Origin of the sequence: uncultured Phascolarctobacterium sp. (assembly GCF_905212365.1) — a bacterium.
GTDB lineage: Bacteria > Bacillota > Negativicutes > Acidaminococcales > Acidaminococcaceae > Phascolarctobacterium_A.
Genome location: NZ_CAJMEH010000027.1, coordinates 1 through 25,045, shown reverse-complemented (window position 1 = coordinate 25,045; position 25,045 = coordinate 1). Strand labels below are relative to the sequence as shown.

Genomic DNA, 25,045 nt, shown 5'->3' with positions numbered 1-25,045 from the left:
GGCGGCGGTCAGCACCAGCCAGCTTACGCCGGTGACCTGCCACATAATTATGCGGGCGAACAGAGTGCCCAAGGGGCCGCTTATGATAACGGTCAGCAGGTTAGTTCCCAGTAAAGCCATGGTGCCGCCTGCTACCACGCGGAAGCACATTTGAATGATGACGCTGAAAATATTGTGGACGCCCAGCATCATGCCTAAAGCGCTGGCTAAAAGCCCGGCGATAATGTAGCGCTTAAAGCCGAAGCAGGCGCAGATAAGTACGGCGATGGGGGCGGACAGCTGAAATTCGCCGCCGGCTACAGGGGAAGGGATTTTCATGCTGCCGGACAGCAGAATAATTACGCCTAAGAGCGCTGTTGTCGTAAGTTGCTGCATTTAAGTAAACTCCTTTTGAAATAAGGTTGACTATAAAACATTTTTAAAGGGCGCAGCTTGACCGCGCCCTTATCTTTTCAGCCTAGAATTTCGTCGACGGATTGCTTGGCCAACGCGACGGCCTTGTCTAAATCCTCGTCCGCAATATTCAGCGGCGGATTGAAATAAATTACGTTGCCCAAAGGCCGCAGCAGCAGACCGTGGGTCAGCGCCTTTTTATAAATTTCGTAACCGATGCGCAGCTTGCCGTCGAAGCCCGTCTTTTTATCTTTATCCGTTACCAGCTCCATGGCGTTGATGAGGCCGATGTGACGAATTTCGCCGATGTTTTTGTGCTGGCCGAAGGCTTCGTTCAGCGCATCGTTAAAATATTTAGCTTTCACGGCGGCTTTTGCCAGAATATTTTCTTCCTTCATAATTTGCAGCACAGCTAAAGCCGTGGCGCAGCCGATGGGGTTGCCAGCGTAGGTGTGGCTGTGCATGAAGGCCTTGCCCTTATTGTAATCGTCGTAGAAGGCGTCGTAAATTTTATCCGTGGTGCAGACGATGGACATGGGCAGATAGCCGCCGGTCAGCGCCTTGCTGATGCACATTAAATCGGGCGTGATTTCCGCGTGCTGGCAGGCGAACATTTTGCCAGTGCGGCCAAAGCCTGTGGCGATTTCGTCGGCGATGAGCAGCACGCCGTAAGCGTCGCACAGCTGGCGCAGCTTTTTGAGATACAGCGGCGGGTAGATGCGCATACCGGCGCAGCCCTGCACGATGGGCTCCACAATAATAGCTGCCGTTTCCTTGGCGTGCTTGGCAAAAGCTTCTTCAGCAAATTTAAAGCATTCGCACTGGCAATGCTCCCTGTCCTTATTGAAGGGGCAGCGGTAGCAGTCGGGGGCCTGAACGTGTATGTTATTCATCATCATGGGCTTATACATTTGCGCGAATAAATCCATACTGCCTACGGAAAGCGCGCCGATGGTTTCGCCGTGATAGCCTTCGCTGAGGCACATAAAGCGCTGCTTTTCGCCGTGACCGGTCTGCAGCTGATATTGGAAAGCTATTTTGAGGGCGATTTCCACGGCGGCGGAGCCGTTGTCGGCAAAATTAAACTTAGTTAAGCCGGGGGGCAGCACCTGCGCCAGCTCCTCGCATAATTTAATCGCAGGCTCGTGCGTAAAATTGACGAAGATAACGTGCTCCAATTCGTCGATTTGCTTTTTAATCGCGGCGTTGATTTTGGGGTTGCAATGCCCCAAAAGGTTGCACCACCAGCTGCTGATAATATCCAGATATTTCGTGCCGTCGGCGGCGTAAAGATAGGGGCCTTCGCCGTGGTCTACCACGATGGGCCGCAAAGTTTCGTAATCCTTCATTTGGGAACAGGGGTGCCAGATATGCGCCAGGTCGCGGCGTCCTAAATCTTCCATTCTATCCATAATTTTCTCTCCTTTGCGCTGGCCTGCTTAGCGCCAGCTTTTTATTTATACAGCGATTGCAAAAATTTCACGTCGATATCCAGTTCTTTGGCGTTGGGCTTGACGGCGGCGATGACGGGCACGCCGCTTATTTCTTCTATCATACGCTTATTGTCGGCTTGCATAAAATCTTCGCCGTCGTAATTATTGAGGATAATACCGCGGACGGGAATGCCGTGCTGCTGCAAATAATAAACGGTCAGGACGCAGGCGTTGATGGAGCCTAGCGCTGCGGTGGAGATTACCAGCGTGCCTAGCCCCAGCTCTTTGATCATGTCTTCCAATAAAATGTGCTGCTCGTCCCAGCGGATGGGGCAAATAATGCCGCCGCTGCCTTCCATAGTAACGTAATCATATTTTGTCAGCGACGCTTGGTAATCGCGGATAATTTTGGACATTTCTACCGGATGGCCTTCGCGTAGCGCCGCCAGATGGGGCGAAACGGCAGCTTTATAAATGTAGGAAACCAGTTCCTCCGGCTTAGCGGGAATGCCTGCGATTTGAGCGACAAAGGCCGCGTCGCCGGGCAGCCAGCTGCCGTCGGGCTGTTCTTCCGCGCCGCTTAAAGCGGCCTTGTAGTAACCGGCGTTCAAACCGGCGTCGCGCAGCTTTTTGACTAACAGGCCGGTGACGTAGGTTTTGCCCACGTCCGTACCGGTAGCCGTAATAAAAATACCTTTACTCATAATTTTCACCTTCTGCTTTATTTCATAAGTTAACCTTTAAGATAACTTGCGTTGACGAACATAGTATAGAACAGTTTCCTGTATAAGTCAACCTAGTAAAATAGTATGGTTAACTATGAGCGGCCTGACGCACAAATCTTCTATTATTTATAGCCGGAGGAAATTTTTTTGCTTGCCAAGCGGCGCGTTCTATGTTATCATAATTGCGGTAAATTGGACTGCGGCACAGCAGCGCCTGCGGCGCGTTGTAGCCAAAGCAGCCAGAGTTTATGATAAAATTTCAGAAGTCAATAATCGCTTGGATCTGTCAGACCGGGACGAAGACGCATTATGAAGCATATGCCTGCGCATTCCGTTTCGGAGTGCGCTTTTTTATTTGTACATTATTTATTTGCCTCTGCGCGCCTTTGCAAGGGCAGGAAAGGAGAGCAAAACGTTTATGCGTATCGGTATTATCGGCGGCGGCAAGGTGGGCTGCTGCTTGGCTGGCTATTTGCAAAGCAAAAATTTTTTGGCAGGCATTACTGCGGCGACGGCGCAGCACAGCGCCAAGCTGGCGCAGAGGTTTCAAACGCCGGCTTTTACTAACGCCGAACTTTTGCAGGCGGCGGACGTTGTGCTGCTGACTGTTCCCGACGGCAAAGTTGCTGCTGTTGCGCAAAATTTAGCGGTGGCTGGCGCGGCGCAGGAAAAAATTGTACTGCATTGCAGCGGTTCGCTGGGACTGGAGCCGCTGGAGGCTTTACGCTTGCAGGGCGCGCATGTGGGCAGCCTGCATCCGCTGCAAAGCTTTGCGGGCGGCGCGACGCAGCTTGCAGGCGTATATATGGCGGTGGACGGCGATGACGAAGCTAAAAAAGCGGCCGAGGCGCTGGCTGTAATTTTGGAGGGACATCCTTTTTATGTGCCTGATGCGGAGCGAGCAGCTTATCATGCTGCTGCTTGTATTTGCTCCAATTATGTCGTAACCTTAGAAGCGTTGGCGCAGGGCTTAATTAGCCGCTGGCTGGGGGACGAACAGAAGGCTTGGCAGGCGCTGCTACCTCTATTTAAAGGTACGGCAGCCAATCTAGAACGCACTGTCTCCCCGGGAAACGTTTTGACCGGACCTATTGCCCGCGGTGATGTGGAGACAGTAAAAAAGCATTTAGCGGTACTGCCGGAGGCTTTGAGGGATCTTTATTCTTCTTTAGGGCTAGCGACGGTTAAGCTGGCTTTGATGAACGGTACTATTGACGTACAGGCGGGACACCGCTTAACTACGCTGCTGAAAGGGCGTCAGAGCCCGAAAAACTCTTTGGAGGTGTAATGATGGCCACAAAAAATGTTACTGTAGCAACTATTAAAGAAATGAAGCAAAAGGGTGAACCCATCACTATGATTACCGCTTATGATGTAGCCATGGCTCGCAATGTCAACGAAGCCGGTGTAGATATGATCCTAGTGGGCGACTCCTTAGGTAATGTTGTGCTGGGATACAATTCCACCGTTCCCGTAACAATGGATGAAATGATTCACCATACTAAAGCGGTTATGCGCGGCAACAGTACGGCGCTTGTAGTAGGAGATATGCCTTTTATGAGCTATCAGGCCAGCATTGTGGACGGTATGTATAACGCAGCGCGCTTTTTAAAGGAAACAGGATGTACGGCAGTCAAGCTGGAGGGCGGTGCAGAAGTAGCTCCTTTGGTTAAGCGTTTGGTAGAAGCGGGGATTCCTGTCTGCGCCCACATTGGGCTGACGCCTCAATCTGTAAATCAGCTGGGCGGTTTTAAGGTGCAGGGGAAGGATATCGCCGCCGCGCAGAAAATGATCGACGATGCTAAAGCCTTGGAAGCAGCCGGAGCCTTCGCCTGCGTTTTGGAATGCGTACCTGCGGCTTTAGCAGCTAAGGTAACAGCCGAGCTGAAAACTATGGCGACTATCGGTATTGGCGCGGGCAATGGTTGCAACGGACAGGTATTGGTCTGCAATGATCTTTTGGGCGTGTCTACCGGTTTTTGTCCTAAATTTGTTAGGAAATATGCTAATGTGCACGATATTACAGTAGATGCAGTGAAGGCTTATATAGCCGACGTGAAATCCAGAAATTTCCCGGCTCCTGAGCATACCTTTAAAATTGATGATGCCGTTTTGGAAAAATTATATTAATCACAAAAAATAGGAGCTGTTCAGCATAATAAATGCAGCTTCGTTTTAATAGATCAGATTATAAATTAAAGTGAGGGAAACAAGCTAATGAAATTAGTACACACAGTCGCAGAGCTGCGCGAAGAGGTTGCCGCAGCTAAAGTCAAGGGCCTGACCATCGGCCTTGTTCCTACTATGGGCGCTTTGCATGAAGGCCACGCTTCCTTAATCAGCGCCGCCAATAAAGAAAACGATTTTGTCGTAGTCAGCGTTTTTGTAAATCCCACTCAGTTCGGCCCTAACGAAGATTTGGACGCTTATCCGCGCACCTTGGAGGCCGACTGCCAACTGGCGGAAAAAATGGGCGCCGATATCGTATTCGCACCTTCTCCTAAAGAAATGTATCCTAGCGAGGACGCTACCTGGGTGGAGGTTACGGGCGATATTACTAAAGTGCTGTGCGGCCGTACCCGTCCTATCCATTTCCGCGGCGTAACCACCGTCGTTACCAAACTGTTTAATCTGGCGCAGCCCGACCGCGCTTATTTCGGCCAGAAGGACGCCCAGCAGGTGGAAGTGCTGAAGCGCATGGTTAAGGATTTATTCTTCAATTTGCAGCTGCGCATCATGCCCATCGTCCGCGAAGCCGACGGCCTGGCCAAAAGTTCCCGCAACACTTATTTGAACGCCGCAGAGCGCCAGTCAGCTTTGGTTTTGAGCCGCAGCCTGAAGGCCGCTAAGGAGCAGTACGACGCGGGCGAGCGCGACGCCGCTAAAATTACCGCCGCCGTAACCGCTTCCATCGAGCAGGAGCCTATGGCTAATATTGATTATGTAGAAATTTACGCGCTGCCGGAATTGAAACCGGCGGCTAATCCTTTGAGCGGCAGCAATCTGCTGGCCGTGGCCGTAAAGTTCGGCACTACCCGTTTGATCGATAATGTTGTATTGGAGGAAAAATAATGCTTTATAATATGTTTCATGGCAAAATTCATCGCGCTACCGTAACCGAAGCTAATCTGGAATATATGGGCAGCATTACTATCGACAGCGAACTGCTGGAGCTGTCCGGCATTCTTCCGGGAGAACGGGTGCAAATCGTGGATAATAATAACGGCAACCGTTTGGAAACCTACGTTATCGCCGGCGAGCGCGGCAGCGGCGTCATTTGCTTAAACGGCGCGGCAGCCCGTAAGGTAGTAGTGGGCGATACGGTTATCATTATTGCTTACGCTATGATGGACGAAAAGGAAGCGAAAGGCTACGAGCCCAAGGTAGTTATGGTGGATGCTCATAACCGTCCCGTTAACGTGCGCGGCACGGAAAAGGAACGCGAGATCGGTTAAGGAAAAGAGCAGGCTTGCCAAATGTTTTGAAATAAAATATTCAAGCGCATTGGTTGGCATAACTGTTTAATCCTATGACTAACAGTTAATTGTAATAAAATTTAAGCGCACTGCCTGAGAGCGTAAAAGCTTGCAAACAGTGCGCTTTATTATTGCAATCTATATTTAGAAAATAAATATCAGTAATAATATTGCTTCGCTTTATAATCAAAGATTGCTTTTAAAATATTGGTTATTAAAAGTTTTTCTTCTGGCGAACGTCCCTTAAGCATGCCTTCTAACATAATATCGTATTCTGTGGGTACCGCCTCCAAGGAATCGCTGATAACGTAATCGACGGTTACGCCCAATCTGTTGACGATGGCGACAAGCTTTTCCAGCGTTACCTTGCGTTCGCCTCTTTCTATTTGACCAATATATGCTGGCGTTAAATCAACGTCCTCCGCTAATTTTTCTTGCGTTAAATTAAGCTTGCAGCGTTCTTCCCTAATCCTTTTACCTAAAGCAATATAGTCCATACGATTTCCTCCTACCTTTGCCTAAGACAATGGTATAAGAAAATAAAAGCATTTTTAATATGCTAATAGTATTGATTTTGTCGGCTAATAGTTGTATTATAAAATTAGCTGAATATAGGTAGTTCAAGTTGCGCTGTGCGCGTTGCAGCTTAGTAAAAGGAGGAAAATTTTTATGATGAAATCTACGGGGAAAATAACGGCAATATTTCTTAGCGTTATGATATTGTTTAACGGCGCAGGCATTCCTGCGGCTTGCGCGGAAAATTATAATGCTGCGCATGAAGCGGCGGATTACGATCCGTTTGCCGATGAGGAAGTACAGCCTGTAAAAATAGATGAAAGCCAATTAACCTTTAAACAAAGATTGGAATTAAAACAACAGGAAGAAGAAAAGCAAGCCGCTCGCATCAGCATCAGCAATGTGTTGCCAGGACATATCTATATTCCGAAAAAAACTTTGTTGAATGTAGAATTGGTAGAAGCGGCAAATTCCAAAACGCATAAAAAGAATCAACAGGTAGAATTTAGAACGACGGAAAATTTAATTATTAACGGCGTTGTCGTTATTCCGAAAGGCACTGTCGGTATGGGTTATGTTTATGAAGTGCAGAAGGCCGGCGGCTTTGGCAGAAAAGGCGTGCTGCGTATTGCAGGTCGCGAAATAAAAACCTTGAACAATGTCAGCGTTCCTTTGCGCAAAGGCCTGGAAGGAAAAGGAAAAACCGACGGCGGCGCAGTTGCAGTGGCTGCGGCTGTAAGCTTGGTGGGCGGTTTGTTTATGAAGGGCAGCAATATAAATTATCCTGCAGGTACAGATTTTCAGGTTGAAGTTAGAGAGAATGTTGATTTAGGCGTAACGCAGGCAGAATTGGCAGACGCAATGAATCCCAACGTGCCGCATGGACAGGTAATTATTGTCAACGCAGGATAAAAAATGAATTTTAAAATGGAGGGACGGAGATGAAACGGATTTTAGCGTTCGCATTTATTTTGCAGCTTTTGCTTACGTCAGTGTGCATGGCGTTTGAAGCACCTATGGATAAAAGATGGTTTTGGTTAGGTTCAACTGATGAAATGGGCTGTTGGGTGGATATGGAATCGATGGAATATCATATTGATGATTCATACTCGCATAAAGGGCATAAGCAAGTGGAGGTTTGGACTTTATTTTATAACTCAACAAGAGATGCATCGTCAAAGGAAAGAAGTACTTATGATTTGACCTGTAAAAAATATAAGTTGAATACGATCATCACTTATGATAAAAAAGGTAAAATATTAGATTCACAGAATATCAATTATTTGGAATTTCAAAGTGTAGCACCTGAAACATGGGCCGAAGCTATTTGTGAAATTTGTAAAATAGCTTGGGAAAAAGATCCTCGCAATGATTTGCGGTAACGAAATTTTATAGCAGCAAAAGTAAAGCGCACTGCTTGCAAGTATAATAAATTGCAGGCAGTGCGCTTTTTTTGCTAACATTCTTTGCAGTAACGTTTCGTTATAGGAAAAGATTTTGCCGTTTGATATTTGGCGTTCCTCTCGCATTTCACGATAGGAACATTTGTCGGCGTTTGTTATCTTATTGAAAATTAACGCCCTATAGGGTAAAACTTTTCAATGAAATGGTGGCGAGGTTAGCAGCTTTTGTGCTATAATATTGAAAAGTAAAGACCTGTAGGGCAAAACTTTTCAGTGGTGGTGAGAATATGGAAATTAAACGCGATAGTTATTTGCAGCAGCTGATAGCGTATATGGGCGACGGGCAAATTAAAGTAATTACCGGCGTCAGACGCTGCGGTAAATCGTATTTGCTGAACGAGCTTTTTAAAAAATATTTGTTGGCGCAAGGCATATCCCAAGATAATATTATTTTCATCGCGCTCGATTTGCTCAAAGACCTTCGTTTTCGCGACCCGCTGCAGTTGGCAGCGCACGTTCGCGAGCGGGCGGGCAGAAGCGGCGAGCAATTTTATCTTTTTATAGATGAGATTCAAATGTCCGACGAGGTCGCTAACCCGTATAATAAGGACGGCAAACGCATTACGTTTTACGATGCGCTTAACGATTTAAAAACTCTGCCTAATCTTGATATTTACGTCACCGGCAGCAATTCCAAAATGTTGTCTAAGGATATATTAACGGAATTCAGGGGACGCAGCGACGAGATTCATCTACACCCGTTGAGCTTTGCCGAATATTATAGCGCGGTTGGCGGCGATAAACAGCAGGCCTTAAATGATTACGCTTGCTTTGGCGGTATGCCGCTTTGCTTGTCGCAGCCTAACGATAAAGCTAAGGTTAAATATTTATCGTCGCTTGTTTCTGAGGTTTATCTGCGCGACATAGTGGAACGCCAAAATGTTGAAAGGGAAGATGTTCTGGGACAGATTTTAGATTTGCTTTGTTCGTCTATCGGCTCTTTGACTAATCCCAGTAAAATAGCCAACACGCTCAAATCTATGCAGCAAATAAATATTTCCGGCAATACTGTCAAAGCGTATATCGATTATTTGTTGGACGCTTACTTGATTTCCGAAAGCAGGCGTTACGATGTGCGCGGGAAAGCGTATTTTAAATTTCCGTACAAATATTATTGCGAGGATATCGGCTTACGCAATGCGCGCATAGGCTTTCGCCAGCAGGAAATGACGCACATTATGGAAAATATTATTTATAACGAACTTATTATCAGGGGCTTTAATGTGGATGTGGGCGTCGTTTATTCCAAGGAATATGAAAACAATAATCAGGGAGCGCGCGTAGCTAGGGAGATTGATTTTGTCGCTAACAGCGGCGGCAAGCGCGTTTATATTCAGTCGGCGTATGCGCTGGATACTGAGGAAAAACGGCGGACGGAATTAAAACCCTTTAGTCTGACCGGCGATTATTTTCCTAAAATTATTGTGCGTCAGGACGTGGGTAAGCGTTGGTATGATGAACAGGGCGTTTTAAATATAGGCTTGGCAGATTTTTTATTGGACGATAGCGTGATATAATGAAAATCATTTTGCCCGCTGGCGGATTTCTGTTACCGGCGTGCCGCCGATGCCCCAGTTATCCGTGTCCACCTCGTCGATGACGACTACGGTGGTCGCTTTGTTTTTTCCTAAAACGTCGTGCAGCAGATTGGTCGCGCCTTCGATGAGTCGGCGCTTTTGCTCCGGGGTCACGTTTCCCTCTTTAGTGATTTTGATATTAACGTACGGCATGGAAATGCCTCCTTTCGTTACCTTTTGCATATATTTTATTTCATCTGAGATGATAAAGCAATTTTTATTTCGCTTTAGGCGGCGCTGGCTCAAGCTGAGCGCTGCTGCCTGCGCGCGCAGTTAATTCTGCGCGCTTTTGCTTTATTATTTGTTAGTAGTGTGATAAAATAATTATATTATGGGCAAGTATGCGGCGAGCCCAAAGAACTGGAGGCGAGGCTGTGACAGCGGAGAAAATTCAATATGGAACCTTGTACCTGTGCGCCACGCCTATCGGCAATCTGGAGGATATGACGCCGCGCGCGTTGCGGATGCTGCGGGAGGCGGATTTAATCGCCGCCGAGGATACGCGGCACACCTTGCAGCTTTTGAATCATTTCGGCATCAAGGGACGTCTTATCCGTTACGACGAGCACAGCAAGGAAAAGCAGGGCGCTTATTTATTGGAGCAGCTGCTGGCCGGTAAAAATATCGCTTTGGTCAGCGACGCGGGCTTTCCGGGCATTGCCGACCCCGGCGAAGCCTTGGCGAAGGACGCGATTGCCGCAGGTGTACGGGTAGTGCCCGTGCCCGGCGCTAACGCCGCCTTATGCGCGCTGATTGCTTCCGGACTGCCTGCGTACCCGTTTTTTTTCGGCGGCTTTTTGCCTAAGAGCAGGCGCAACCGCAAGGAGCAGCTGGAGGCCTGGCGGCATATTCCGGCGACGATGCTTTTATACGAAGCGCCGCACCGCATCGAAGAGGTGCTGAAGGATATTCTGGAAGCCTGGGGCGACCGTCCCATGGCGGCGGCGCGGGAGCTGACCAAGCTGCACGAGGAATTTTACCGCGGCACAGTCAGCGGCTGCCTGAGGTGGCTGGAGCAGCAAGGTGCGCGGGGCGAGTTTTGCTTGGTCATCGGGCCGGGCAACGGCGAGCAGCCTAAGGACGAAGAAGAATTGGCGCCTTTGGACGAGGTGCGCCGCTTGCTTGCCGAGGGCATGGACAAAAAATCTGCGCTGGCGCAGGTGGCCAAAAAACGTAAAATCCCCAAGCGGGAATTATATAATCAATTTATTCTTGAAGGAGAAGGGATCAGCAAATGACAAAACCGACTTATTATATTACGACTCCGATTTATTATCCCAGCGACAATCTGCATATCGGTCACGCTTACTGCACGACGATTGCCGACAGCCTAGCGCGCTTCCATCGTTTGAAGGGCGAGGAGGTTTTCTTCCTGACCGGCAGCGACGAGCACGGTTTGAAAATTCAGCGCAAGGCTAAGGAAAAGGGCGTAACGCCGATTCAATATGTGGACGCGATTATCGCTAACTTCAAGCTGCTGTGGGAGCGCCTGCATATTTCTAATAACGATTTCATCCGCACGAGTCAGGAGCGCCATCACAAGGTTGTGCAGGACGCTTTGCAAAAAATTTACGAGCAGGGCGATATTTATAAAAAGAATTACAAGGGCTTGTACTGCGTGCCCTGCGAATCCTATTGGCTGGAGCGCCAGCTGGACGAAAATGGCTGCTGCCCCGACTGTCATCGCCCCGTTGAAGAAATGGAGGAGGAAAGCTATTTCTTCAAAATGTCCAAGTATCAGGATTGGTGGCTGCAATTTATCGAGGAGCATCCCGATTTCATTCAGCCTGTCAGCCGCCGCAACGAGATGATAAATTTCGTTAAGCAGGGTCTGGAGGATTTGTGCATTACCCGCACGACCTTCGATTGGGGCATTCCCGTGCCCTTCGATAAAAAGCACGTGGTTTACGTTTGGTTCGACGCGCTGCTCAACTATCTGACGGGCATTAAATACGGCACGGACGACGCTTTCTTCCATAAATTCTGGCCGGCAAGTTTGCATTTGGTGGGCAAGGAAATTGTGCGCTTCCATACGATTATCTGGCCGATTATGCTGCACGCTATGGGCCTGGAGCTGCCGCAGGAGGTTTACGGCCACGGCTGGCTGGTAGTGGACGGCGACAAGATGTCCAAGTCCAAGGGCAACGTTATCGACCCGCTGGCTTTAATCGATGAGTTCGGCGCGGACGCGATTCGCTATTTCCTGCTGCGCGAAATCAATTTGGGCAGCGACGGCAATTTCTCCCGCGACGCGCTGATTACCCGCATTAACGCCGATTTGGCCAACGATTTGGGCAATCTGCTGCACCGCACCGTGAGCATGATTGAAAAATATCACGGCGGCGTGGTTACGGACTCTGGCGTCAGCGAGCCTATCGACGGCGAGCTGAAGGCTTTGGTGAGCGAAACCGTGGCTAATTACGTTAAAGCCATGGACAATATGGAAATCAACGCGGCCATTAAGGGCGTATGGGCGCTCATCAGCCGCACCAATAAATATATCGACGAGACTGCGCCCTGGATTTTGGCGAAGGACGAGACCAAGGCCGGACGCTTGCAGACGGTGATGTACAATTTGGCGGAAACGCTGCGCATCGTGGCTATCTTAATCAGTCCCTACATTCCGACTACCAGCCCGAAAATTTATGAGCAGCTGGGCCTGACCGTACCGGAGCAGTTCCTGCTGGCGGACGCCGTTTGGGGCAAGCTGGCTAACGGCACGAAGGTGCGCAAGGGCGAGCCGCTGTATCCGCGTATCGAAATTGCCGAGGACGGCGCAACGATTATCGGCGGCAAACGCTACGAGCCTGCTGCTGCCGTTCCGAAAGAAGAACCTAAGCCGGAGATGGAGCCCATCAAGCCGGAAATTTCCATCGACGACTTTAGCAAAATCGATTTGCGCGTAGGCAAGGTGCTGGCGGCAGAAAAAGTGAAAAAATCCAAAAAGCTGCTGAAATTACAGGTGGAAATCGGCGGCGAGGTGCGCACCATCGTCAGCGGTATTTCTCAATACTATGAGCCTGAGCAAATGCTGGGCCGCAACGTCATCGTGGTGGCTAATCTGGCTCCGGCCAAGCTCATGGGCATTGAATCCTTCGGTATGCTGCTGTGCGCTTCCGACGGTCAGGGTAATTTGGTGCTGGCCGAGGCTCCGAATATGGCATCCGGCAGCCGCGTAAAATAATTGATATTTGTTTAAAACATAAAAAGCTAAAGGACGCTGTAAGCGGCGTCTTTTAGCTTATCTTTTAGTTTATAAAATGGAGGGCCTATGTCGGAAAAGCTTTTTAGCAGACTTTACTGGCGTCCTTATTTATTTATCGGCGTCAGCATGCTGCTCGTGATGGTCGGCAGCCTGGCGCCTTACGTTTTGCCCTACGAATGGCTGGCGCATAATTATAATAACTATGGGCTGTACGCCTTTAAAACCATAGCCTGGATAATTAAGCTGTCCATGCTGGCCTATCTTTTTGGTATTTATCTGGCTTGGCGCAAAAATTATTTTCCCAGGCTGGAGAAGCTGTGCTGCAAGGAAACGCGGGCGGTGATTACGGGCTACAGCCAAAGCTGGACCCGCGGCAAGCAGCTGTGCCCGATTTTTACGTATACCGTGGACGGTAAAGAGTACAGCGAAGCTTTGAACGAAGCCCATGGCAGCAGGACGAAGGATGGAGATCGGATTGACAGGGGCTTTAATTTAAAATTGCCGCGCAAAATTATTTACAATCCCGCTGACCCTCGTGAATTTTATATCAGGGGCGAGGAATATTATTCGCGCAAGGGCGCGATTGTGTGCTTTGTATTGTTCAGCCTGCTGTTCTTTTTGCAGCTGTATTTGAACGTGTTTATCTATTGACGAGGTGAAGTATGAGCAGAATAGGGTTGTGGGATTCCCATGCGCATTTGGACGACGAAGCCTTTGATAAGGACAGGGAGGAGCTGCTGGCGCAGCTGGAGCAGGATTTGGACGGCGTTATCAATGCCGGCTGCGACGCTGCGAGTTCGGCTAAGGCGGTGGAGTTGGCGCAGCGTTATGATTTTATTTACGCCGCCGTGGGCTATCATCCGGAAAATTTGGCCGGGATTCCCGCCGATTATTTAGAGCAGCTGGCTAAGTGGGCGCAGCTGCCCAAGGTTGTCGCTATCGGTGAGATAGGTTTGGATTATTATTGGAAGGAAAACGAGCCCAGGGAAGTGCAGAAGCGGATTTTCCTGGAGCAGATAGATTTGGCCAAGCAATTTAATTTGCCCATTATTATTCACGACCGCGACGCTCACGGCGATATGCTGGAGCTGTTTCAAAAGGAAGTAAGCGGCGTGCAGGCGGTGTTCCACTGCTTCAGCGGCAGTTTGGAGATGGCGAAGGAGCTGGCTAAGCGCGGTTATTATTTTGGCTTCGGGGGCACGTCTACCTATAAGAACGCGCAGAAGGTGCGCGAGGTTTTGCAGTATGTGCCCAAGGAGCTGATTTTGCTGGAAACCGATTGCCCGTATTTGACGCCGGTGCCCTTCCGGGGCAAGCGCAATAACCCCGCCTATGTGGAATATACGGCGCGCAATGCGGCGGAGGTTCTGCAAATGGATTTTGCCGAGCTGGCGGCGCTGACGGCGGCCAATACCAAGCGGCTGTTCTGGAAAATAAAATAAGCCCGGCTTTTTGCCGGGACTTTTTTCACACAATATAACTTTGGAGAAAGCTGACACGCCAACATCAAGCTATCTCTTTAATTATTATAAGCTCGAATTTGAAAATAGTCAAGACGTTCTAAAACGCCTTGAGTTGTGACGCCGTCCTTAGAGCGGCGTTTTTATTTTTTAATATTCACCGCAAAGCTGTTCAGCGAATACAGCGCCTGGGGCAGATAAATGCGCATTTGCGCCGTCGGCATGACGTAAAGCAGCTGATAGGTTTTACCGTTTTGCTTAGCGCTGGCTTCCAGCAGCAGCTTGTCGCCGTAAAAATCCTCGTGGCGGCTCAGCGTGCAGTCCCACACCAGCGCAGTCCCGTGCTGCCAGCGGCAGTACAGCTTTTTATTTGCGTAAGCGGGCAAGGGCTGCTGCGCGTCGTAGCTGACGGTGTCCGTTGGGTCGAGGACGGTAGCGGCGCACATCAGCGTATTGCTTGCCGCGCGCACCAGCATAGCGCCCTGGGCGGAGGGCAGCTGCGCCAGCGGATCGCTGCCGAAGGCCTGAGACAGCAGCAGGGAATAGCTGCCTGCGGCGCTGTTTGCCGTTACGAAATCGTTGGCTTGGGGCGTGCGCAAAAATTGCTTGGGCAGGGGCGGCTTTTTTACTAGGCTGGGCAGCGGCTTCGGCTTAGGCGCGGCTGCCTGCGGAGCGGTGCCTACTACGGCGGCAGGCTGCTTTTGCGTTTTGCTTTCGGCCAAGGCTGCTGCGTCTGCGTTTTGATCAGCTAAATGCTTTTTGGCTTTGCTTGGCCGGGATTGGCTGCGCTCTGCCGGTTTGTCTGCGATTATCTTTTCTTTAGCCTGTTGCGGCGTGGTCGGCTCGCTGATATGGCCCGTGCTGTCCTCTACGGTAATATGCGGCGTGGGCGCGGGCGCAGGCTGACGCGGCTGTGTGGAAACATAATCAGGGTGCTTTTGGTAATCTTGCCACACCTCGTCCGGGGTGGCGGCTACGGCTGCGCTGCACACCGACAGCGTCAGACAGGCCAGCAGCGCTGCCGCTTTCATAATTTTTCGCAGGCTTCGTTAATGGCCGCTTCGTCGACGCGCATAGCCGCAATGGTTTTCTCCATCAGCTCGTCCAGCGTCCAGCCTAAGTCGTCTGCGCCTTTCTTGATAACGTCGCGGTTACAGCCGGCGGCAAATTTTTTATCTTTAAATTTTTTCTTCAAAGATTTCAATTCCATATCCTGAACGCTTTTTGAAGGACGCATTAACGCTGCCGCGCCGATAAGGCCGGAAAGCTCGTCTGCAGCGAAAAGCACCTTTTCCATCTGGTGCTCAGGCTTGATATCTGCGCCTGTAAGGCCATAGCCGTGGCTGGCGGTGGCGCGGATAATGCTTTCGTCCACGCCGTGCTGGCGCATCAGCTCCTGTGATTTTACGCAGTGTTGTTCGGGATACTGTTCAAAATCTAAATCGTGCAGCAGGCCGACGATGCCCCAGTATTCTTCCTGGTCGCCGTAGCCCAGCTCTCTGGCAAAATAGCGCATAACGCCCTCCACCGTCAGCGCGTGGCGCAGATGAAAGGGCTCCTTGTTGTATTGGGTAAGTAATGTCCAAGCTTCTTCTCTGGTGATCATATTTTCTGCCTCCGTAAATGAATTTATTAAAGCTGTTGCACCACTGCGGCTTGTTCTGCTGTCTGCCGGTCTGTCATGCCGCTTGCTGTCAGACGGAGCCGCTTTTTTTCGCGGCGGCCTGTTTTCGCTGGAAGTCGTTGATCATATCTGCCAGGGTGGTATGGTCCACGATGCCGTCGATAGCGTTCTGAATTTTTTTATATAAGCCGATAGTGATGCAGGAATCGATTTTATCGCAGGGCGTGCTGCAATCCAGACAGGATACGGGAGCCAGGCTGCCCTCCACAGTGCGCAGAATTTCTCCTACGGTGTATTCCTCCGGCAGGCGCGCCAGACGGTAGCCTCCCTGCGCGCCGCGGGCGCTGAGAACGAAGCCGTTTTTGCTCAGCTGGTGGATTATCTGCTCAAGATATTTATCGGAAATTTCCTGCCGTTGGGCAACAGCTTTGAGCGGAATGTAGCCGCTCGTTTGGTTGATGGCTAGGTCGAGCATTAAGCGCAGGGCGTAGCGCCCTTTGGTAGAAATCTTCATAGTAGTCACAACCTTTCTTATTGACACTATTTTACTATGAAATAAGTAGGAGTTCAATATTTTATTTCCCTTAACAGCTTTTTTGTGATAAAATACCTGTATCATACTGTATTTATTGGAGGCCTGATGATGGATAAACAAAAATTGGATAAAACCTTTAAGTATTACATGGGCTTGTTCACTGCCGATAAGGAATTGGGGCAGATTATGAGCAAGGTAACTTTTCAGGAGCTTTTTAATCCGGAGTTTTTAAAGGAAAACAGCAAATTTACTTCCATGGACGATATTCTGTGGCGCAGCGGCTTCGGCATTATGAATTTGCTGGAGGTAGAGAACGTCAATCAGGATAAATGGAACGAATATATCGCTAAGAACTGCGAGTGCGAAACCTGGCACGACTTTGGCAAGCTGGCGATGATCGACTGGATGAAGCGCAAGCTGGAAGAAGTAAAAAAAGAAAAGCATTGATTTTGATTACCGGAGCTTGCGCTTCGGTAATTTTTATCAGCGCAGGCTTGGGAGGGGAAGCAATGGAAATTATTTTACACGCTTTGAACGGCGTTATAACGGTGATGTTGATTATCGCCGTGGGTTTTATTTTGGAAAGGCGGGGCTGGTTCAGCGAAAGCAGCATCGGCCTGATTTCGCGTTTAGTGACGCAGGTCTGCCTGCCCACATATATGCTTACTAATATATTGGCTAACTTCCAGCACGAGCAACTGGTCAGTATGTCCAAAGGTTTGGTCGTTCCTTGTATTTCTATGCTGGCAGGCTACTTCATCAGCCTTGCTTTAGGAAAAGTATTGAGACTGCCGCAGCGGCATAGAGGGATTTTTTCCGTTTGCGTCAGCTGCTCCAATACGATTTTTATTGGCCTGCCTTTGGGAATCGCTTTGTTTGGCGACGTCGGCGTGCCGTATATTATGATTTATTATATGGTCAATACGACGATGTTCTGGACTATCGGCGTTCACGATTTGGCCATTGGCAGCGGGGAGGAAGCTCCCTGGCTGAGCCGCAAAACGCTGCGCAGTGTTGTTTCGTTGCCGTTAATTGGCTTTATGACAGGCGTTGCTTTCGTTTTGCTGGAGTTGGATTTGCCGCAGCCGCTGTTTACCGCCTGCCGTTATATCGGCAGCATGACGACGCCGTTGGCGATGCTGTTTATCGGTATCGCGATGAGTAAAACGGACTGGCAGGAGATTCGTTTAGGCAAGGAGCTGGCCGTGGCTATGTTGGGGCGTTTCTTTATTTGTCCCTTGCTGGTACTGGCTATCGCGCCGTTTTTTCATTTGACGGAAATGATGGCGAAGGTGTTTGTCATTATGGCGGCCATGCCTGCCATGACGAATACGGCTATTGTAGCGAAAAGCTATGGCGGCGATTACAAATACGCGGCCATGCTGACAGCTGTCAGCACTGTGCTGGCGGCGGCGGTGATTCCTTTTTATATGTGGCTCATCCATTAGAGAATTGCGCAATAGTTTTTTGTTCGCAGCTATACGTTCATTACAGATTAGATAAACAAACAAAAATTCAAAATAATATTGACAAAGTTCACCATCGGTATTAAAATATAAACAAACAAAGATTTATTAGGTGGTGATAAATATGAAAGGGATTTTATTTGCATTGGCGTTTGCCTGTATGGCGTACGGAATGTATGGCAGCGCGTTCGCAGACGAGCCGGCTTATCGCAATTACAGCGTTACCGTGGCTCAGGGCGATACTCTGTGGGATATTGCCTGGCGGCACACGGAAAATAAAGAAGATGTACGCGAGGTTATGCACCGCATTGCTCAGGCTAATGCGTTACGATCCAAGCATATTTATCCGGGCCAGGTTTTGCAGGTGCCGGTGCGTGTGCAGGACAGCGGCTTAATGATTGCCGCTAAATAGACTAATTAATTTTACAGAATGAACACAAGGCTTTTGTCCATCAGCGTCGAATTAGATTAGTAAATGAAAATAATATTATCGCTAACTAAGGAGGCGTTGAGTATGCAGAGCAAAAAATGGATAGCCGCGGCGTTGGCCGCAGGCTTTGTTTTAGGAAACGGAATGTCCCCCGTACAGGCCGGGATTTTGGATAAGGTAGTTAAGGGTGGCGTTATCGGTTACGCGGTGGACGCTGTGGCCGGACCGCTGAACGACGGCATTAACGCCGTAACGGCTAAATACGGCGTCAGCAGTACGGACGCTACCAAGGTAGTGCCGATTATTTCCGTAGGCGACGGCAGCCGCGCGGGCGCGGCGCAGGTATCGGGGCCGGTGGAAAAGGTTGACCAGGTTAAGGCCGCCTTGATTATCGAGCAGACGATTTTGGGTATCCGAGCAAAAATTTTGATTCCCGTGGATAGAGTGGATTATAAAAATGTGAACCGCGTTCAGGGTGTAGGCGTGAGCGCTTCTCTGGATGTGAAAATATAAAAATTTTTCAATATATAAAAAACGAACGCGCCGTCGCAGAAAGCGACGGCGCGTTTACAAAGTTAAAAGTATATGCTATAATGACTTTCAGAGGTAGTTGGCCTGTCGGTTTTATCCTACTCCCTAAGGACAGGGGGTGATGCTATGACGGTTCATGAAGCTTTATCTTTAATGATAAGTTTTGCGACCTTAGTGGTACTCATTCTATCGTTCCGTAAGTAGTATGAAAAAAACCGCTTAACGGTAAAGCGGCTCTTTTCCAAATAATTTAATTTTTGAGGAGAAGCCGACTTGCTGCGGTCAGCTATCTCTTTCTTTATTATAGATGTAAAAGCAAAAATAGTCAAGATTCATAATTTACGTTCGCCGCTCGCGCAAGCAAGCGGCGTTTTGCTTTATAAAACCTTTTGCAAAAGGTTAAGCACATTTTGATGCGTGATTTTGGCGATGGTGGCGTCGCTGTATTTGGCAGAAAGAAATTCTACCAAAGGCTTGTAATCCTGCACTCCATGGATATTGTAAGGCGGGTGGCTGATGCCGTCGAAGTCGCTGCCAAAGCCGATATGCTCGTCGTTACCCATGAGGTTCAGCATATAATCGATATGGCGGTACACGCTTTCGATGCAGGCCTTGTTGTAATCTTCTTCCAGAAATTGCCCGGCGAAGGTAACGCCGATAAGGCCGCCGTTTTCGTTAATCGCCAAAATTTGTTTGTCGTCCAGATTGCGCGGATGCGGGCACAAAGCTTTGGCGTTGGAATGGGTGGCAATAATAGGCTTGCTGCTGGCTTCGATAACGTCCCAAAAGCCTGCGGGCGCGATATGTGACACGTCCACCAGCATACCGAGTTTGTTCATTTCGGCGACAACCTTGCGGCCGAAGACGGTCAACCCGCCGCCGCTGCCTTCTTCGTTCACGCCGTCGGCAATATCGTTGCGGTTGCTCCAGGTCAGCGTCATGGCGCGCACGCCCAGCTCGTACAAGCAGCGCAGCGCTTCCAGACTGCCGTCGATAGCGCCGCCTTCTTCGATGGCTAAAAGGGTTGCCGCTTTATGGTTCAGTACGTCGGCGGCGTCGGCTTTCGTGCGCACCTGCAGCACGTCAACGCCAGCTGCCTGCAATTTTTTACATTCCTGCAAATATTTGTCCAACAGCTGCAGCGTGTAGCGCAGGCCGCCGTAATAACGAAATTCGGGCGTGGGCACGAAGATGGCGCAGAACTGCAGGCCGCCGCCAATGGCGATTTGGCGTTTGATATCGAAATGCTGCTCGTTGTTGTACAAGTCGGCATTCTTTTTATAAAGTTCGGTTAAGGTGTCGCAGTGACAATCGCAAATAAACATTTTTTCTGCCTCCTAACGCTGAAAAGCTTTTACTAATGCGAGTAAGAAAAGTAAGAAACAGCAGCCGCTGGGGCTGCTGTTTAGTCCGTGCAGTACAAAAAGAGTTTCTTCTACCAATCAATAACCGGTGTAGTAGAAGAAGAAGGTCATGCCGATGGTTACAATCATAGCGCCAGCCATGGGGATAGCGGTACGCTTAACCAAATCGAAAGAGGAAACGCCGCCCATACCGGAGGATACTACGATTACCGCGGTGATGGGGGAGCAGTTACGCATGATGGAGGCTGCAAAGTGCATGGGCAGCAGCATCAGCACAGGGTGCAGGCCGGTGGAAGCGGCTACGGCAGGCGTAAGCGCCGCGAACGCGAAGAAAGGCGCGTTGCCGGAACCCATAACGATGGCGGAACCGGCGATAATTGCTACCATAACCAGCATCATGGACATCGGGCCAAAGCCTAAGCCTTTGCTGCCGTCAATCATTGCGCTGATGGTCCCCATGGAAATCAGGCCTTGGGCGAAGGTTTGACCGGCTACGATCAAGGTAATTACGTTAGCCATTTGCAGGCCCAAGCCGTCGAAGAATACCTGAATGTCGCCAAAAACCTTTTTGCCGTCGCGGTGACGGATAAATTCGCAGCATACGCCGATGAACAGGCCGATGAACATAGCCATAACGATATTCATCTTAATGCTGGTAATCCACAAGGAGCTGAAGCTGAGAATCAGGGCCAGGGGAATAACGGGCAGAATAGCGTAGAAGCCCGGTGCAGTATCTGCTTCGTCCTTTACTGCTTCCACTTCCATCGGTTTTACTACATGACCGTCGCGTTTGTCCATATATTTTTGGGTCAGGTAATGAAGCACGCCGACAACTACGAAGGCCACGGCTACGATAGGAACCTGATAATGGCTCCAATAAAATACGGGGTCGACGCCGGCGGTTTCGGCGGATAAAATCGTACCGGTGTCGCTGGGGCTCCAGTCAAAGCACAATGTAGTGGCTACGGCCGCAGTTGCTGACAGGCGGCTTACGCCGAGGCCCATCAAAATCGGGAACATCGTTACCATCAGCAGCATGGCGAGGCCGGAAGCGCTGTTGATGCACAAACCGATGAGCATACCGACGATCCAGGTGCCGCTCATTACGAGGTAGGGAGATTTAAGCGCTAGCAAAGGTTTGATGGTCATGCGCACGAGCGCGCGGGACGCGCCGATTTTATCCATGTACTTGGCAAACGCGCCTACGGACATGATGTTCAAGCCTAATTTACCGGCTGTGGAGCTTAAGGTTGCGCGAATAAATTCAAACGCGTCAAAAAAAACAGAACCGGTGGTAGCCTTGGGCCCAAGGATTTGACCATAGCCTAAAATAACGGCTAAATACATCATCACCATACCGCCCATGAAGAGCACCGGTTGAGGTTTGTACTTTTTGTAAATAAGATAGCCGACCCAAAAAGTAACGATCGCAGAAATAACTACACCCATTTGCAACATCCTTTCTCGTTCAGTTTATTTTGCAAAAAATTAAGGTAATTAAATTATATCATAGACATGTATCGCAGGGCAAGAAAACCCCGTCGCGCAATTTTGCAGACGGGGTTTAGTAAACCAAAGAAAGTAATGTGAAATTTTAGCGTGTTTCCCCTCGCGCAACGCGATAGGAAAAGTTGTCAGCTATATTTTTTAACGTGCCGTTGCCAAAGCTTGCAGCACGTGTTGGATATACAACGCCTGGATGCTCTTGTAGCGCCCCATACCGTTCAAATGGCCGGTAGTGGCAATGCCCAACGCTTCAATTTGTGATTTCCAGCTGTCGGGCTCGTCGCCGTACATATCGTTGTTGGCATGGTCGCCTGCGACTACCATTAAAGGATAAAGGTGGACGTGCTTGTAATGGCGTTCCTTTACTCGGCTCAGTACGTCTTCCAGATTAGGCTTGTCCTCGTCCTCTACAGTGCCGATGATAATGGGCTGCTGCATGGCGTCGAAAATCGCTTGTAATTTTACATAGGTGCAGCCATGAGCCTGATTGTTATTGCGCGGCGTACCATGTCCCATAAAAACTACGCCTTCATCTGCGCCCAGCTGCGGCAGCTGCGCTATGAGCGCTGCGGCGGCCAGCTGATAATCGCTGTCGGAAACGATTAAAGGCTGACTGATAATAATACTGCGGAAGACATCGTGAAAGCGCTCCTTGAGAGCCAAAACCTTTTGCTCAAATTCTTCGCCGTGCAGCAAGTGGGTAGGCTGCAGAACGACTTCTTCGTAGCCTGCTTCCTGAAGCTTACGCAGAACGGTTTCCGTATCGTCGACCAGAATGCCGCGCTCGGCTAAACGCTTGCGAATGATGTTGGAGGTAAAGGCCCGATATTGGTCGTAGGCAGGGAAGGCGTTGGCCAGCGCCTGCTCGATACCGCCGATATCCTTCAGGCGCGTTTCGTCAAAGGTGGAGCCGAAGCTGATAACTACTAGGGCTTTTTTGTTCATGTTTGCACCTCGTTAAAAATAGTTTATATAAATACTCTCCGCTCAGGCAGTGAACGGAGAGTAGTAAGGGATTATGGTGAGGGGATGAGGATTATTTTGCTTGCAAAGCTTCCCAGGCTTGGTCGGCTTTTTCGACGAACAGTTTTTGTACGGCTGCATTTTCACCTAAGCCATGGATGTAAGCGTCAACCTTGAAGCCTTCCTGTTCCAGAATGGATTTAAAGGAATCGGGCTCGTCGCCTGCCATATCGTTGTTGGCATGATCGCCTGCTACCATCATCAGCGGCATCAGGGTTACGTTTTTAATGCCTTTAGCTTTCAGCTGCGGGATAACGGTGTCCAGATGCGGCCAGCCTTCTACGGAGAAGATTAAAGCGTTGCTCAGTCCCAGCTCGTTCAGGCGGTCCTGCATTACTGCATAGTAAGCGTTGGCCGGATGGGGAGTGCCGTGAGCCATGATCAAAACTGCGTCCTTTTTGCCCATCTTGGGGAATTGAGTGGACAGAGCCTGCATGGTAGCGGTAATGTCGTCGTCCTGACCCTCCTGGCCCTGCCAGTACATCAGCGGCGTGCCGAAGGTCATTTTCTTGAAGTCGTTTTTATGGAGATTGTAAACGGCGTCTTTATAAGTATATTCCATGCCCGGGATAATGTCCAGAGAGGTCATGGCGATGCGGGTATAGCCCTCTGCTTTTAATTGCTCCAAAGCCTTTTCCGGGGTGGGGATATCCAAGCCTTCGTTAGCTTTGATGCGGTCGATGATGATGTGAGAGGTAAAGGCGGTAACTACCTTTACGCCGGGATGAGCTGCTTTAATAGCGTCCACAGTAGCTTCGATGGTTTTAGCGCGGCTGTCCTGGAAGGTGGTACCGAAGCTGAGAACCAAAATAGCGTCTTTATCCGGCAGGTTGGCTAAATCTTTATTTACATTGGTCTTTACGCCGATTTGAGAGGCTTGAAGCAGAGCGGGAGTAGCGTCCTTTACTTCGTCGCTCAGCTGATAAGCGGCGTGAGAAGTAGCGGCAAAGCCCAGCAGTGCAGCGCAGGCCATGGAAGTAACTGCGAGTTTCTTTAAGGATTTCATAACCAAAACACTCCTTTGTAAGCACGAAATATGTTGGAGCAGGGATACACATATATCAAACAATATTTATCAACCCTGCTTCTTAGAATTATACCACTAATAAATGGTATGTCAATAGTAATGAGAATTAGTTCTATTATATATTTGAACAAAAAATAACAGACTGCCGTAAAGCAGTCTGTTAAGGGCTGTTTGCTTATTTTTCTGCCAGCATAGCTTTAATTCCGGCAAAGGTTTCCGGGCTGATAATATGCTCGATGCGGCAGGCGTCTTTTTCGGCGATGTCTTCGTCAACGCCCAGCTTTTTATTGATGAAGCGGGTGAGCGTTACATGGCGATCGTAGACGGCAGCCGCTTTCTTTTGTCCTTCCTTCGTCAAACGGATAGCGCCGTCGGGCTCCATGATAATATAATTGTTGCGTTTTAAAATGCTCATGGCGCGGCTGACGCTGGCCTTGGTAAAGCCCATGGCGTCGGCAATATCAATCGAACGGACGCTGCCGTTTTTTTGCGTAAGCATTAAAATCATTTCTAAATAATTTTCGCCGGATTCCAAGAGTGGCATAGGAATCACCTCCGATAAGTTTGAAAGTTAAATTAAGATAATTTTAACATATTTTGACGCGTCAGTCACTAGCCAATAGTGTATAATAAAAGAAATAATCGTTACGGCGGAGGATGATTATGCTGGATTTTATTACGGAAAAAGAGATCGTGTGGCAGGTTTTAAAAAATACGTCTAAACCCATCGTTCTTTACGGCATGGGCAACGGCGCGGATAAAATTTTGGATTGGTGCGAGGCAAACGGCGTTAAAGTGCATGGCGTTTTTGCCAGCGACGAATTTGTGCGCGGGCAGCAGTTTCGCGGCTTTACGGTGGAACGCTACGACGCTGTAAAAGCGCGCTTGGGAAACGATTTGCTAATCGTAATCGCTTTCGCCAGCGAAAGGCCTGAGGTGCTGATGCGTTTTGCCGAACTCGACGCGGAGCAGCAGGTGATAGCGCCGCACCTGCCCTTGTTCGACGAACGTGAAACAATAAGCTTCGCCTGGCTTGCAAAATACGCGAGCGAGCTGCGCCGCGTTTACGATAATTTAGCCGACGACTGGTCGCGCAAAGTTTTCGCCGACGTTCTGAATTATAAATTGAGCGGCAAGCTGCATTATTTATTTAGCTGCGCTACCAAGCGCGAGGAGGACTTGCGCGCTTTAATAAAACCTGGGACGGATGAAAGTTATCTCGATTTGGGTGCGTACACCGGCGACACTTTGGAAGAATGGGGTCGTTTGACGGATTGGCGTTGGCGGCTGG

Annotated in this window: 29 protein-coding genes and 1 pseudogene; 17 read left to right on the top strand and 13 right to left on the bottom strand. The window is 49.3% G+C overall.

Annotation, left to right across the window (positions count from 1 at the left end):
* From QZ105_RS05895 to bioD, 3 genes are all read right to left on the bottom strand, one after another.
* The coding region (locus QZ105_RS05895; protein ID WP_293728926.1) for a hypothetical protein at positions 1-375 on the bottom strand (375 nt) is incomplete at its 3' end.
* A gap of 77 nt (positions 376-452) precedes the next feature.
* A complete protein-coding gene (bioA, locus tag QZ105_RS05890; protein WP_293728925.1) occupies positions 453-1,805 on the bottom strand; it encodes an adenosylmethionine--8-amino-7-oxononanoate transaminase in 1,353 nt (450 codons plus the stop codon).
* A 41-nt stretch (positions 1,806-1,846) separates the two neighbouring features.
* Positions 1,847-2,530, bottom strand: a complete 684-nt coding sequence (bioD, locus tag QZ105_RS05885; protein ID WP_293728924.1) for a dethiobiotin synthase — start codon at positions 2,528-2,530, stop codon at positions 1,847-1,849.
* Between the two features lie 439 nt (positions 2,531-2,969).
* On the opposite strand from bioD, the gene QZ105_RS05880 reads away from it, so the two are divergent.
* From QZ105_RS05880 to panD, 4 genes are all read left to right on the top strand, one after another.
* Complete coding sequence (locus QZ105_RS05880) at positions 2,970-3,839, top strand: DUF2520 domain-containing protein (protein ID WP_293728923.1); 870 nt, start codon at positions 2,970-2,972, stop codon at positions 3,837-3,839.
* 2 nt (positions 3,840-3,841) lie between these two features.
* Positions 3,842-4,681 (top strand): 3-methyl-2-oxobutanoate hydroxymethyltransferase, encoded by an 840-nt coding sequence (gene panB / locus QZ105_RS05875; RefSeq protein WP_293728927.1) that lies wholly within the window; start codon positions 3,842-3,844, stop codon positions 4,679-4,681.
* An 87-nt stretch (positions 4,682-4,768) separates the two neighbouring features.
* Complete coding sequence (panC, locus tag QZ105_RS05870; RefSeq protein WP_293728922.1) at positions 4,769-5,623, top strand: pantoate--beta-alanine ligase; 855 nt, start codon at positions 4,769-4,771, stop codon at positions 5,621-5,623.
* Positions 5,623-6,006 (top strand): aspartate 1-decarboxylase, encoded by a 384-nt coding sequence (gene panD / locus QZ105_RS05865; RefSeq protein WP_293728921.1) that lies wholly within the window; start codon positions 5,623-5,625, stop codon positions 6,004-6,006. The genes panC and panD overlap by 1 nt, the downstream gene beginning before the upstream one ends.
* A 179-nt stretch (positions 6,007-6,185) precedes the next feature.
* Here the strand turns inward: panD and QZ105_RS05860 are convergent, their stop codons facing one another.
* Positions 6,186-6,524 carry a helix-turn-helix transcriptional regulator gene (locus QZ105_RS05860; protein ID WP_293728920.1) on the bottom strand — a complete coding sequence of 113 codons (339 nt, stop codon included), beginning with the start codon at positions 6,522-6,524 and terminating at the stop codon, positions 6,186-6,188.
* A gap of 172 nt (positions 6,525-6,696) precedes the next feature.
* Between QZ105_RS05860 and QZ105_RS05855 the strand changes: the two genes are divergently transcribed.
* The 3 genes from QZ105_RS05855 (at position 6,697) to QZ105_RS05845 (ending at position 9,523) form a co-directional block, all read left to right on the top strand.
* Entirely contained in the window at positions 6,697-7,455 is a 759-nt protein-coding gene (locus QZ105_RS05855) for a hypothetical protein (RefSeq protein ID WP_293728919.1), read from the top strand.
* 29 nt (positions 7,456-7,484) lie between these two features.
* On the top strand, positions 7,485-7,925 hold the full coding sequence (locus tag QZ105_RS05850) for a hypothetical protein (protein ID WP_293728918.1): 441 nt from the start codon (positions 7,485-7,487) through the stop codon (positions 7,923-7,925).
* 308 nt (positions 7,926-8,233) lie between these two features.
* Positions 8,234-9,523 (top strand): ATP-binding protein, encoded by a 1,290-nt coding sequence (locus tag QZ105_RS05845; RefSeq protein ID WP_293728917.1) that lies wholly within the window; start codon positions 8,234-8,236, stop codon positions 9,521-9,523.
* Positions 9,524-9,529: 6 nt separating this feature from the next.
* Here QZ105_RS05845 and QZ105_RS05840 read toward each other — a convergent pair whose 3' ends face one another.
* A complete protein-coding gene (locus tag QZ105_RS05840; RefSeq protein WP_293728916.1) occupies positions 9,530-9,736 on the bottom strand; it encodes a 4-oxalocrotonate tautomerase family protein in 207 nt (68 codons plus the stop codon).
* Between the two features lie 188 nt (positions 9,737-9,924).
* On the opposite strand from QZ105_RS05840, the gene rsmI reads away from it, so the two are divergent.
* The 4 genes from rsmI (at position 9,925) to QZ105_RS05820 (ending at position 14,230) form a co-directional block, all read left to right on the top strand.
* Positions 9,925-10,821, top strand: a complete 897-nt coding sequence (rsmI, locus tag QZ105_RS05835; RefSeq protein ID WP_366935999.1) for a 16S rRNA (cytidine(1402)-2'-O)-methyltransferase — start codon at positions 9,925-9,927, stop codon at positions 10,819-10,821.
* Positions 10,818-12,767 carry a methionine--tRNA ligase gene (metG, locus tag QZ105_RS05830; protein ID WP_293728914.1) on the top strand — a complete coding sequence of 650 codons (1,950 nt, stop codon included), beginning with the start codon at positions 10,818-10,820 and terminating at the stop codon, positions 12,765-12,767. Before rsmI ends, metG begins: the two co-directional genes overlap by 4 nt.
* Before the next feature lie 87 nt (positions 12,768-12,854).
* Positions 12,855-13,439: a hypothetical protein gene (locus QZ105_RS05825; RefSeq protein ID WP_293728913.1), complete on the top strand. Its 585-nt coding sequence runs from the start codon at positions 12,855-12,857 to the stop codon at positions 13,437-13,439.
* An 11-nt stretch (positions 13,440-13,450) separates the two neighbouring features.
* Complete coding sequence (locus tag QZ105_RS05820) at positions 13,451-14,230, top strand: TatD family hydrolase (protein WP_293728912.1); 780 nt, start codon at positions 13,451-13,453, stop codon at positions 14,228-14,230.
* Between the two features lie 161 nt (positions 14,231-14,391).
* On the opposite strand, the gene QZ105_RS05815 is transcribed toward QZ105_RS05820, so the two are convergent.
* From QZ105_RS05815 to QZ105_RS05805, 3 genes are all read right to left on the bottom strand, one after another.
* Positions 14,392-15,279: a hypothetical protein gene (locus QZ105_RS05815; protein WP_293728911.1), complete on the bottom strand. Its 888-nt coding sequence runs from the start codon at positions 15,277-15,279 to the stop codon at positions 14,392-14,394.
* Positions 15,276-15,854: an HD domain-containing protein gene (locus tag QZ105_RS05810; RefSeq protein WP_293728910.1), complete on the bottom strand. Its 579-nt coding sequence runs from the start codon at positions 15,852-15,854 to the stop codon at positions 15,276-15,278. The genes QZ105_RS05815 and QZ105_RS05810 overlap by 4 nt, the downstream gene beginning before the upstream one ends.
* A gap of 88 nt (positions 15,855-15,942) precedes the next feature.
* Positions 15,943-16,386 (bottom strand): Rrf2 family transcriptional regulator, encoded by a 444-nt coding sequence (locus QZ105_RS05805; RefSeq protein WP_293728909.1) that lies wholly within the window; start codon positions 16,384-16,386, stop codon positions 15,943-15,945.
* A 126-nt stretch (positions 16,387-16,512) separates the two neighbouring features.
* Between QZ105_RS05805 and QZ105_RS05800 the strand changes: the two genes are divergently transcribed.
* From QZ105_RS05800 to QZ105_RS10560, 5 genes are all read left to right on the top strand, one after another.
* Entirely contained in the window at positions 16,513-16,854 is a 342-nt protein-coding gene (locus tag QZ105_RS05800) for a hypothetical protein (protein ID WP_293728908.1), read from the top strand.
* Between the two features lie 62 nt (positions 16,855-16,916).
* Positions 16,917-17,855, top strand: a complete 939-nt coding sequence (locus tag QZ105_RS05795; protein WP_293728907.1) for an AEC family transporter — start codon at positions 16,917-16,919, stop codon at positions 17,853-17,855.
* Between the two features lie 142 nt (positions 17,856-17,997).
* On the top strand, positions 17,998-18,285 hold the full coding sequence (locus QZ105_RS05790; protein WP_293728906.1) for a LysM peptidoglycan-binding domain-containing protein: 288 nt from the start codon (positions 17,998-18,000) through the stop codon (positions 18,283-18,285).
* 102 nt (positions 18,286-18,387) lie between these two features.
* Positions 18,388-18,816: a hypothetical protein gene (locus QZ105_RS05785; RefSeq protein WP_293728905.1), complete on the top strand. Its 429-nt coding sequence runs from the start codon at positions 18,388-18,390 to the stop codon at positions 18,814-18,816.
* Positions 18,817-18,960: 144 nt separating this feature from the next.
* Positions 18,961-19,038: a putative holin-like toxin gene (locus tag QZ105_RS10560; protein WP_366936000.1), complete on the top strand. Its 78-nt coding sequence runs from the start codon at positions 18,961-18,963 to the stop codon at positions 19,036-19,038.
* A gap of 173 nt (positions 19,039-19,211) precedes the next feature.
* Here QZ105_RS10560 and QZ105_RS05780 read toward each other — a convergent pair whose 3' ends face one another.
* The 5 genes from QZ105_RS05780 to QZ105_RS05760 form a co-directional block, all read right to left on the bottom strand.
* Entirely contained in the window at positions 19,212-20,159 is a 948-nt protein-coding gene (locus QZ105_RS05780) for a dipeptidase (protein WP_293728904.1), read from the bottom strand.
* 117 nt (positions 20,160-20,276) lie between these two features.
* Positions 20,277-21,647 (bottom strand): C4-dicarboxylate transporter DcuC, encoded by a 1,371-nt coding sequence (gene dcuC / locus QZ105_RS05775; RefSeq protein WP_293728903.1) that lies wholly within the window; start codon positions 21,645-21,647, stop codon positions 20,277-20,279.
* Positions 21,648-21,845: 198 nt separating this feature from the next.
* On the bottom strand, positions 21,846-22,649 hold the full coding sequence (locus QZ105_RS05770; RefSeq protein ID WP_293728902.1) for a sirohydrochlorin cobaltochelatase: 804 nt from the start codon (positions 22,647-22,649) through the stop codon (positions 21,846-21,848).
* Between the two features lie 91 nt (positions 22,650-22,740).
* The gene (locus QZ105_RS05765) at positions 22,741-23,733 is read right to left on the bottom strand and encodes a sirohydrochlorin cobaltochelatase (protein WP_293728901.1); all 993 of its coding nucleotides are present in this window, start codon (positions 23,731-23,733) and stop codon (positions 22,741-22,743) included.
* Positions 23,734-23,929: 196 nt separating this feature from the next.
* A complete protein-coding gene (locus tag QZ105_RS05760) occupies positions 23,930-24,298 on the bottom strand; it encodes a metal-dependent transcriptional regulator (RefSeq protein WP_293728900.1) in 369 nt (122 codons plus the stop codon).
* A 119-nt stretch (positions 24,299-24,417) separates the two neighbouring features.
* On the opposite strand from QZ105_RS05760, the pseudogene QZ105_RS05755 reads away from it, so the two are divergent.
* A pseudogene (locus QZ105_RS05755) lies at positions 24,418-25,045 on the top strand (FkbM family methyltransferase); the annotation flags it as partial.

What these genes read in the sequence shown, in the direction of transcription:
- bioA (WP_293728925.1), bottom strand. Translation starts at nt 1,805, where the DNA reads ATGGATAGAATGGAAGATTTAGGACGCCGCGACCTGGCGCATATCTGG.
- bioD (WP_293728924.1), bottom strand. Translation starts at nt 2,530, where the DNA reads ATGAGTAAAGGTATTTTTATTACGGCTACCGGTACGGACGTGGGCAAA.
- QZ105_RS05880 (WP_293728923.1), top strand. Translation starts at nt 2,970, where the DNA reads ATGCGTATCGGTATTATCGGCGGCGGCAAGGTGGGCTGCTGCTTGGCT.
- panB (WP_293728927.1), top strand. Translation starts at nt 3,842, where the DNA reads ATGGCCACAAAAAATGTTACTGTAGCAACTATTAAAGAAATGAAGCAA.
- panC (WP_293728922.1), top strand. Translation starts at nt 4,769, where the DNA reads ATGAAATTAGTACACACAGTCGCAGAGCTGCGCGAAGAGGTTGCCGCA.
- panD (WP_293728921.1), top strand. Translation starts at nt 5,623, where the DNA reads ATGCTTTATAATATGTTTCATGGCAAAATTCATCGCGCTACCGTAACC.
- QZ105_RS05860 (WP_293728920.1), bottom strand. Translation starts at nt 6,524, where the DNA reads ATGGACTATATTGCTTTAGGTAAAAGGATTAGGGAAGAACGCTGCAAG.
- QZ105_RS05855 (WP_293728919.1), top strand. Translation starts at nt 6,697, where the DNA reads ATGATGAAATCTACGGGGAAAATAACGGCAATATTTCTTAGCGTTATG.
- QZ105_RS05850 (WP_293728918.1), top strand. Translation starts at nt 7,485, where the DNA reads ATGAAACGGATTTTAGCGTTCGCATTTATTTTGCAGCTTTTGCTTACG.
- QZ105_RS05845 (WP_293728917.1), top strand. Translation starts at nt 8,234, where the DNA reads ATGGAAATTAAACGCGATAGTTATTTGCAGCAGCTGATAGCGTATATG.
- QZ105_RS05840 (WP_293728916.1), bottom strand. Translation starts at nt 9,736, where the DNA reads ATGCCGTACGTTAATATCAAAATCACTAAAGAGGGAAACGTGACCCCG.
- rsmI (WP_366935999.1), top strand. Translation starts at nt 9,925, where the DNA reads ATGCGGCGAGCCCAAAGAACTGGAGGCGAGGCTGTGACAGCGGAGAAA.
- metG (WP_293728914.1), top strand. Translation starts at nt 10,818, where the DNA reads ATGACAAAACCGACTTATTATATTACGACTCCGATTTATTATCCCAGC.
- QZ105_RS05825 (WP_293728913.1), top strand. Translation starts at nt 12,855, where the DNA reads ATGTCGGAAAAGCTTTTTAGCAGACTTTACTGGCGTCCTTATTTATTT.
- QZ105_RS05820 (WP_293728912.1), top strand. Translation starts at nt 13,451, where the DNA reads ATGAGCAGAATAGGGTTGTGGGATTCCCATGCGCATTTGGACGACGAA.
- QZ105_RS05815 (WP_293728911.1), bottom strand. Translation starts at nt 15,279, where the DNA reads ATGAAAGCGGCAGCGCTGCTGGCCTGTCTGACGCTGTCGGTGTGCAGC.
- QZ105_RS05810 (WP_293728910.1), bottom strand. Translation starts at nt 15,854, where the DNA reads ATGATCACCAGAGAAGAAGCTTGGACATTACTTACCCAATACAACAAG.
- QZ105_RS05805 (WP_293728909.1), bottom strand. Translation starts at nt 16,386, where the DNA reads ATGAAGATTTCTACCAAAGGGCGCTACGCCCTGCGCTTAATGCTCGAC.
- QZ105_RS05800 (WP_293728908.1), top strand. Translation starts at nt 16,513, where the DNA reads ATGATGGATAAACAAAAATTGGATAAAACCTTTAAGTATTACATGGGC.
- QZ105_RS05795 (WP_293728907.1), top strand. Translation starts at nt 16,917, where the DNA reads ATGGAAATTATTTTACACGCTTTGAACGGCGTTATAACGGTGATGTTG.
- QZ105_RS05790 (WP_293728906.1), top strand. Translation starts at nt 17,998, where the DNA reads ATGAAAGGGATTTTATTTGCATTGGCGTTTGCCTGTATGGCGTACGGA.
- QZ105_RS05785 (WP_293728905.1), top strand. Translation starts at nt 18,388, where the DNA reads ATGCAGAGCAAAAAATGGATAGCCGCGGCGTTGGCCGCAGGCTTTGTT.
- QZ105_RS10560 (WP_366936000.1), top strand. Translation starts at nt 18,961, where the DNA reads ATGACGGTTCATGAAGCTTTATCTTTAATGATAAGTTTTGCGACCTTA.
- QZ105_RS05780 (WP_293728904.1), bottom strand. Translation starts at nt 20,159, where the DNA reads ATGTTTATTTGCGATTGTCACTGCGACACCTTAACCGAACTTTATAAA.
- dcuC (WP_293728903.1), bottom strand. Translation starts at nt 21,647, where the DNA reads ATGGGTGTAGTTATTTCTGCGATCGTTACTTTTTGGGTCGGCTATCTT.
- QZ105_RS05770 (WP_293728902.1), bottom strand. Translation starts at nt 22,649, where the DNA reads ATGAACAAAAAAGCCCTAGTAGTTATCAGCTTCGGCTCCACCTTTGAC.
- QZ105_RS05765 (WP_293728901.1), bottom strand. Translation starts at nt 23,733, where the DNA reads ATGAAATCCTTAAAGAAACTCGCAGTTACTTCCATGGCCTGCGCTGCA.
- QZ105_RS05760 (WP_293728900.1), bottom strand. Translation starts at nt 24,298, where the DNA reads ATGCCACTCTTGGAATCCGGCGAAAATTATTTAGAAATGATTTTAATG.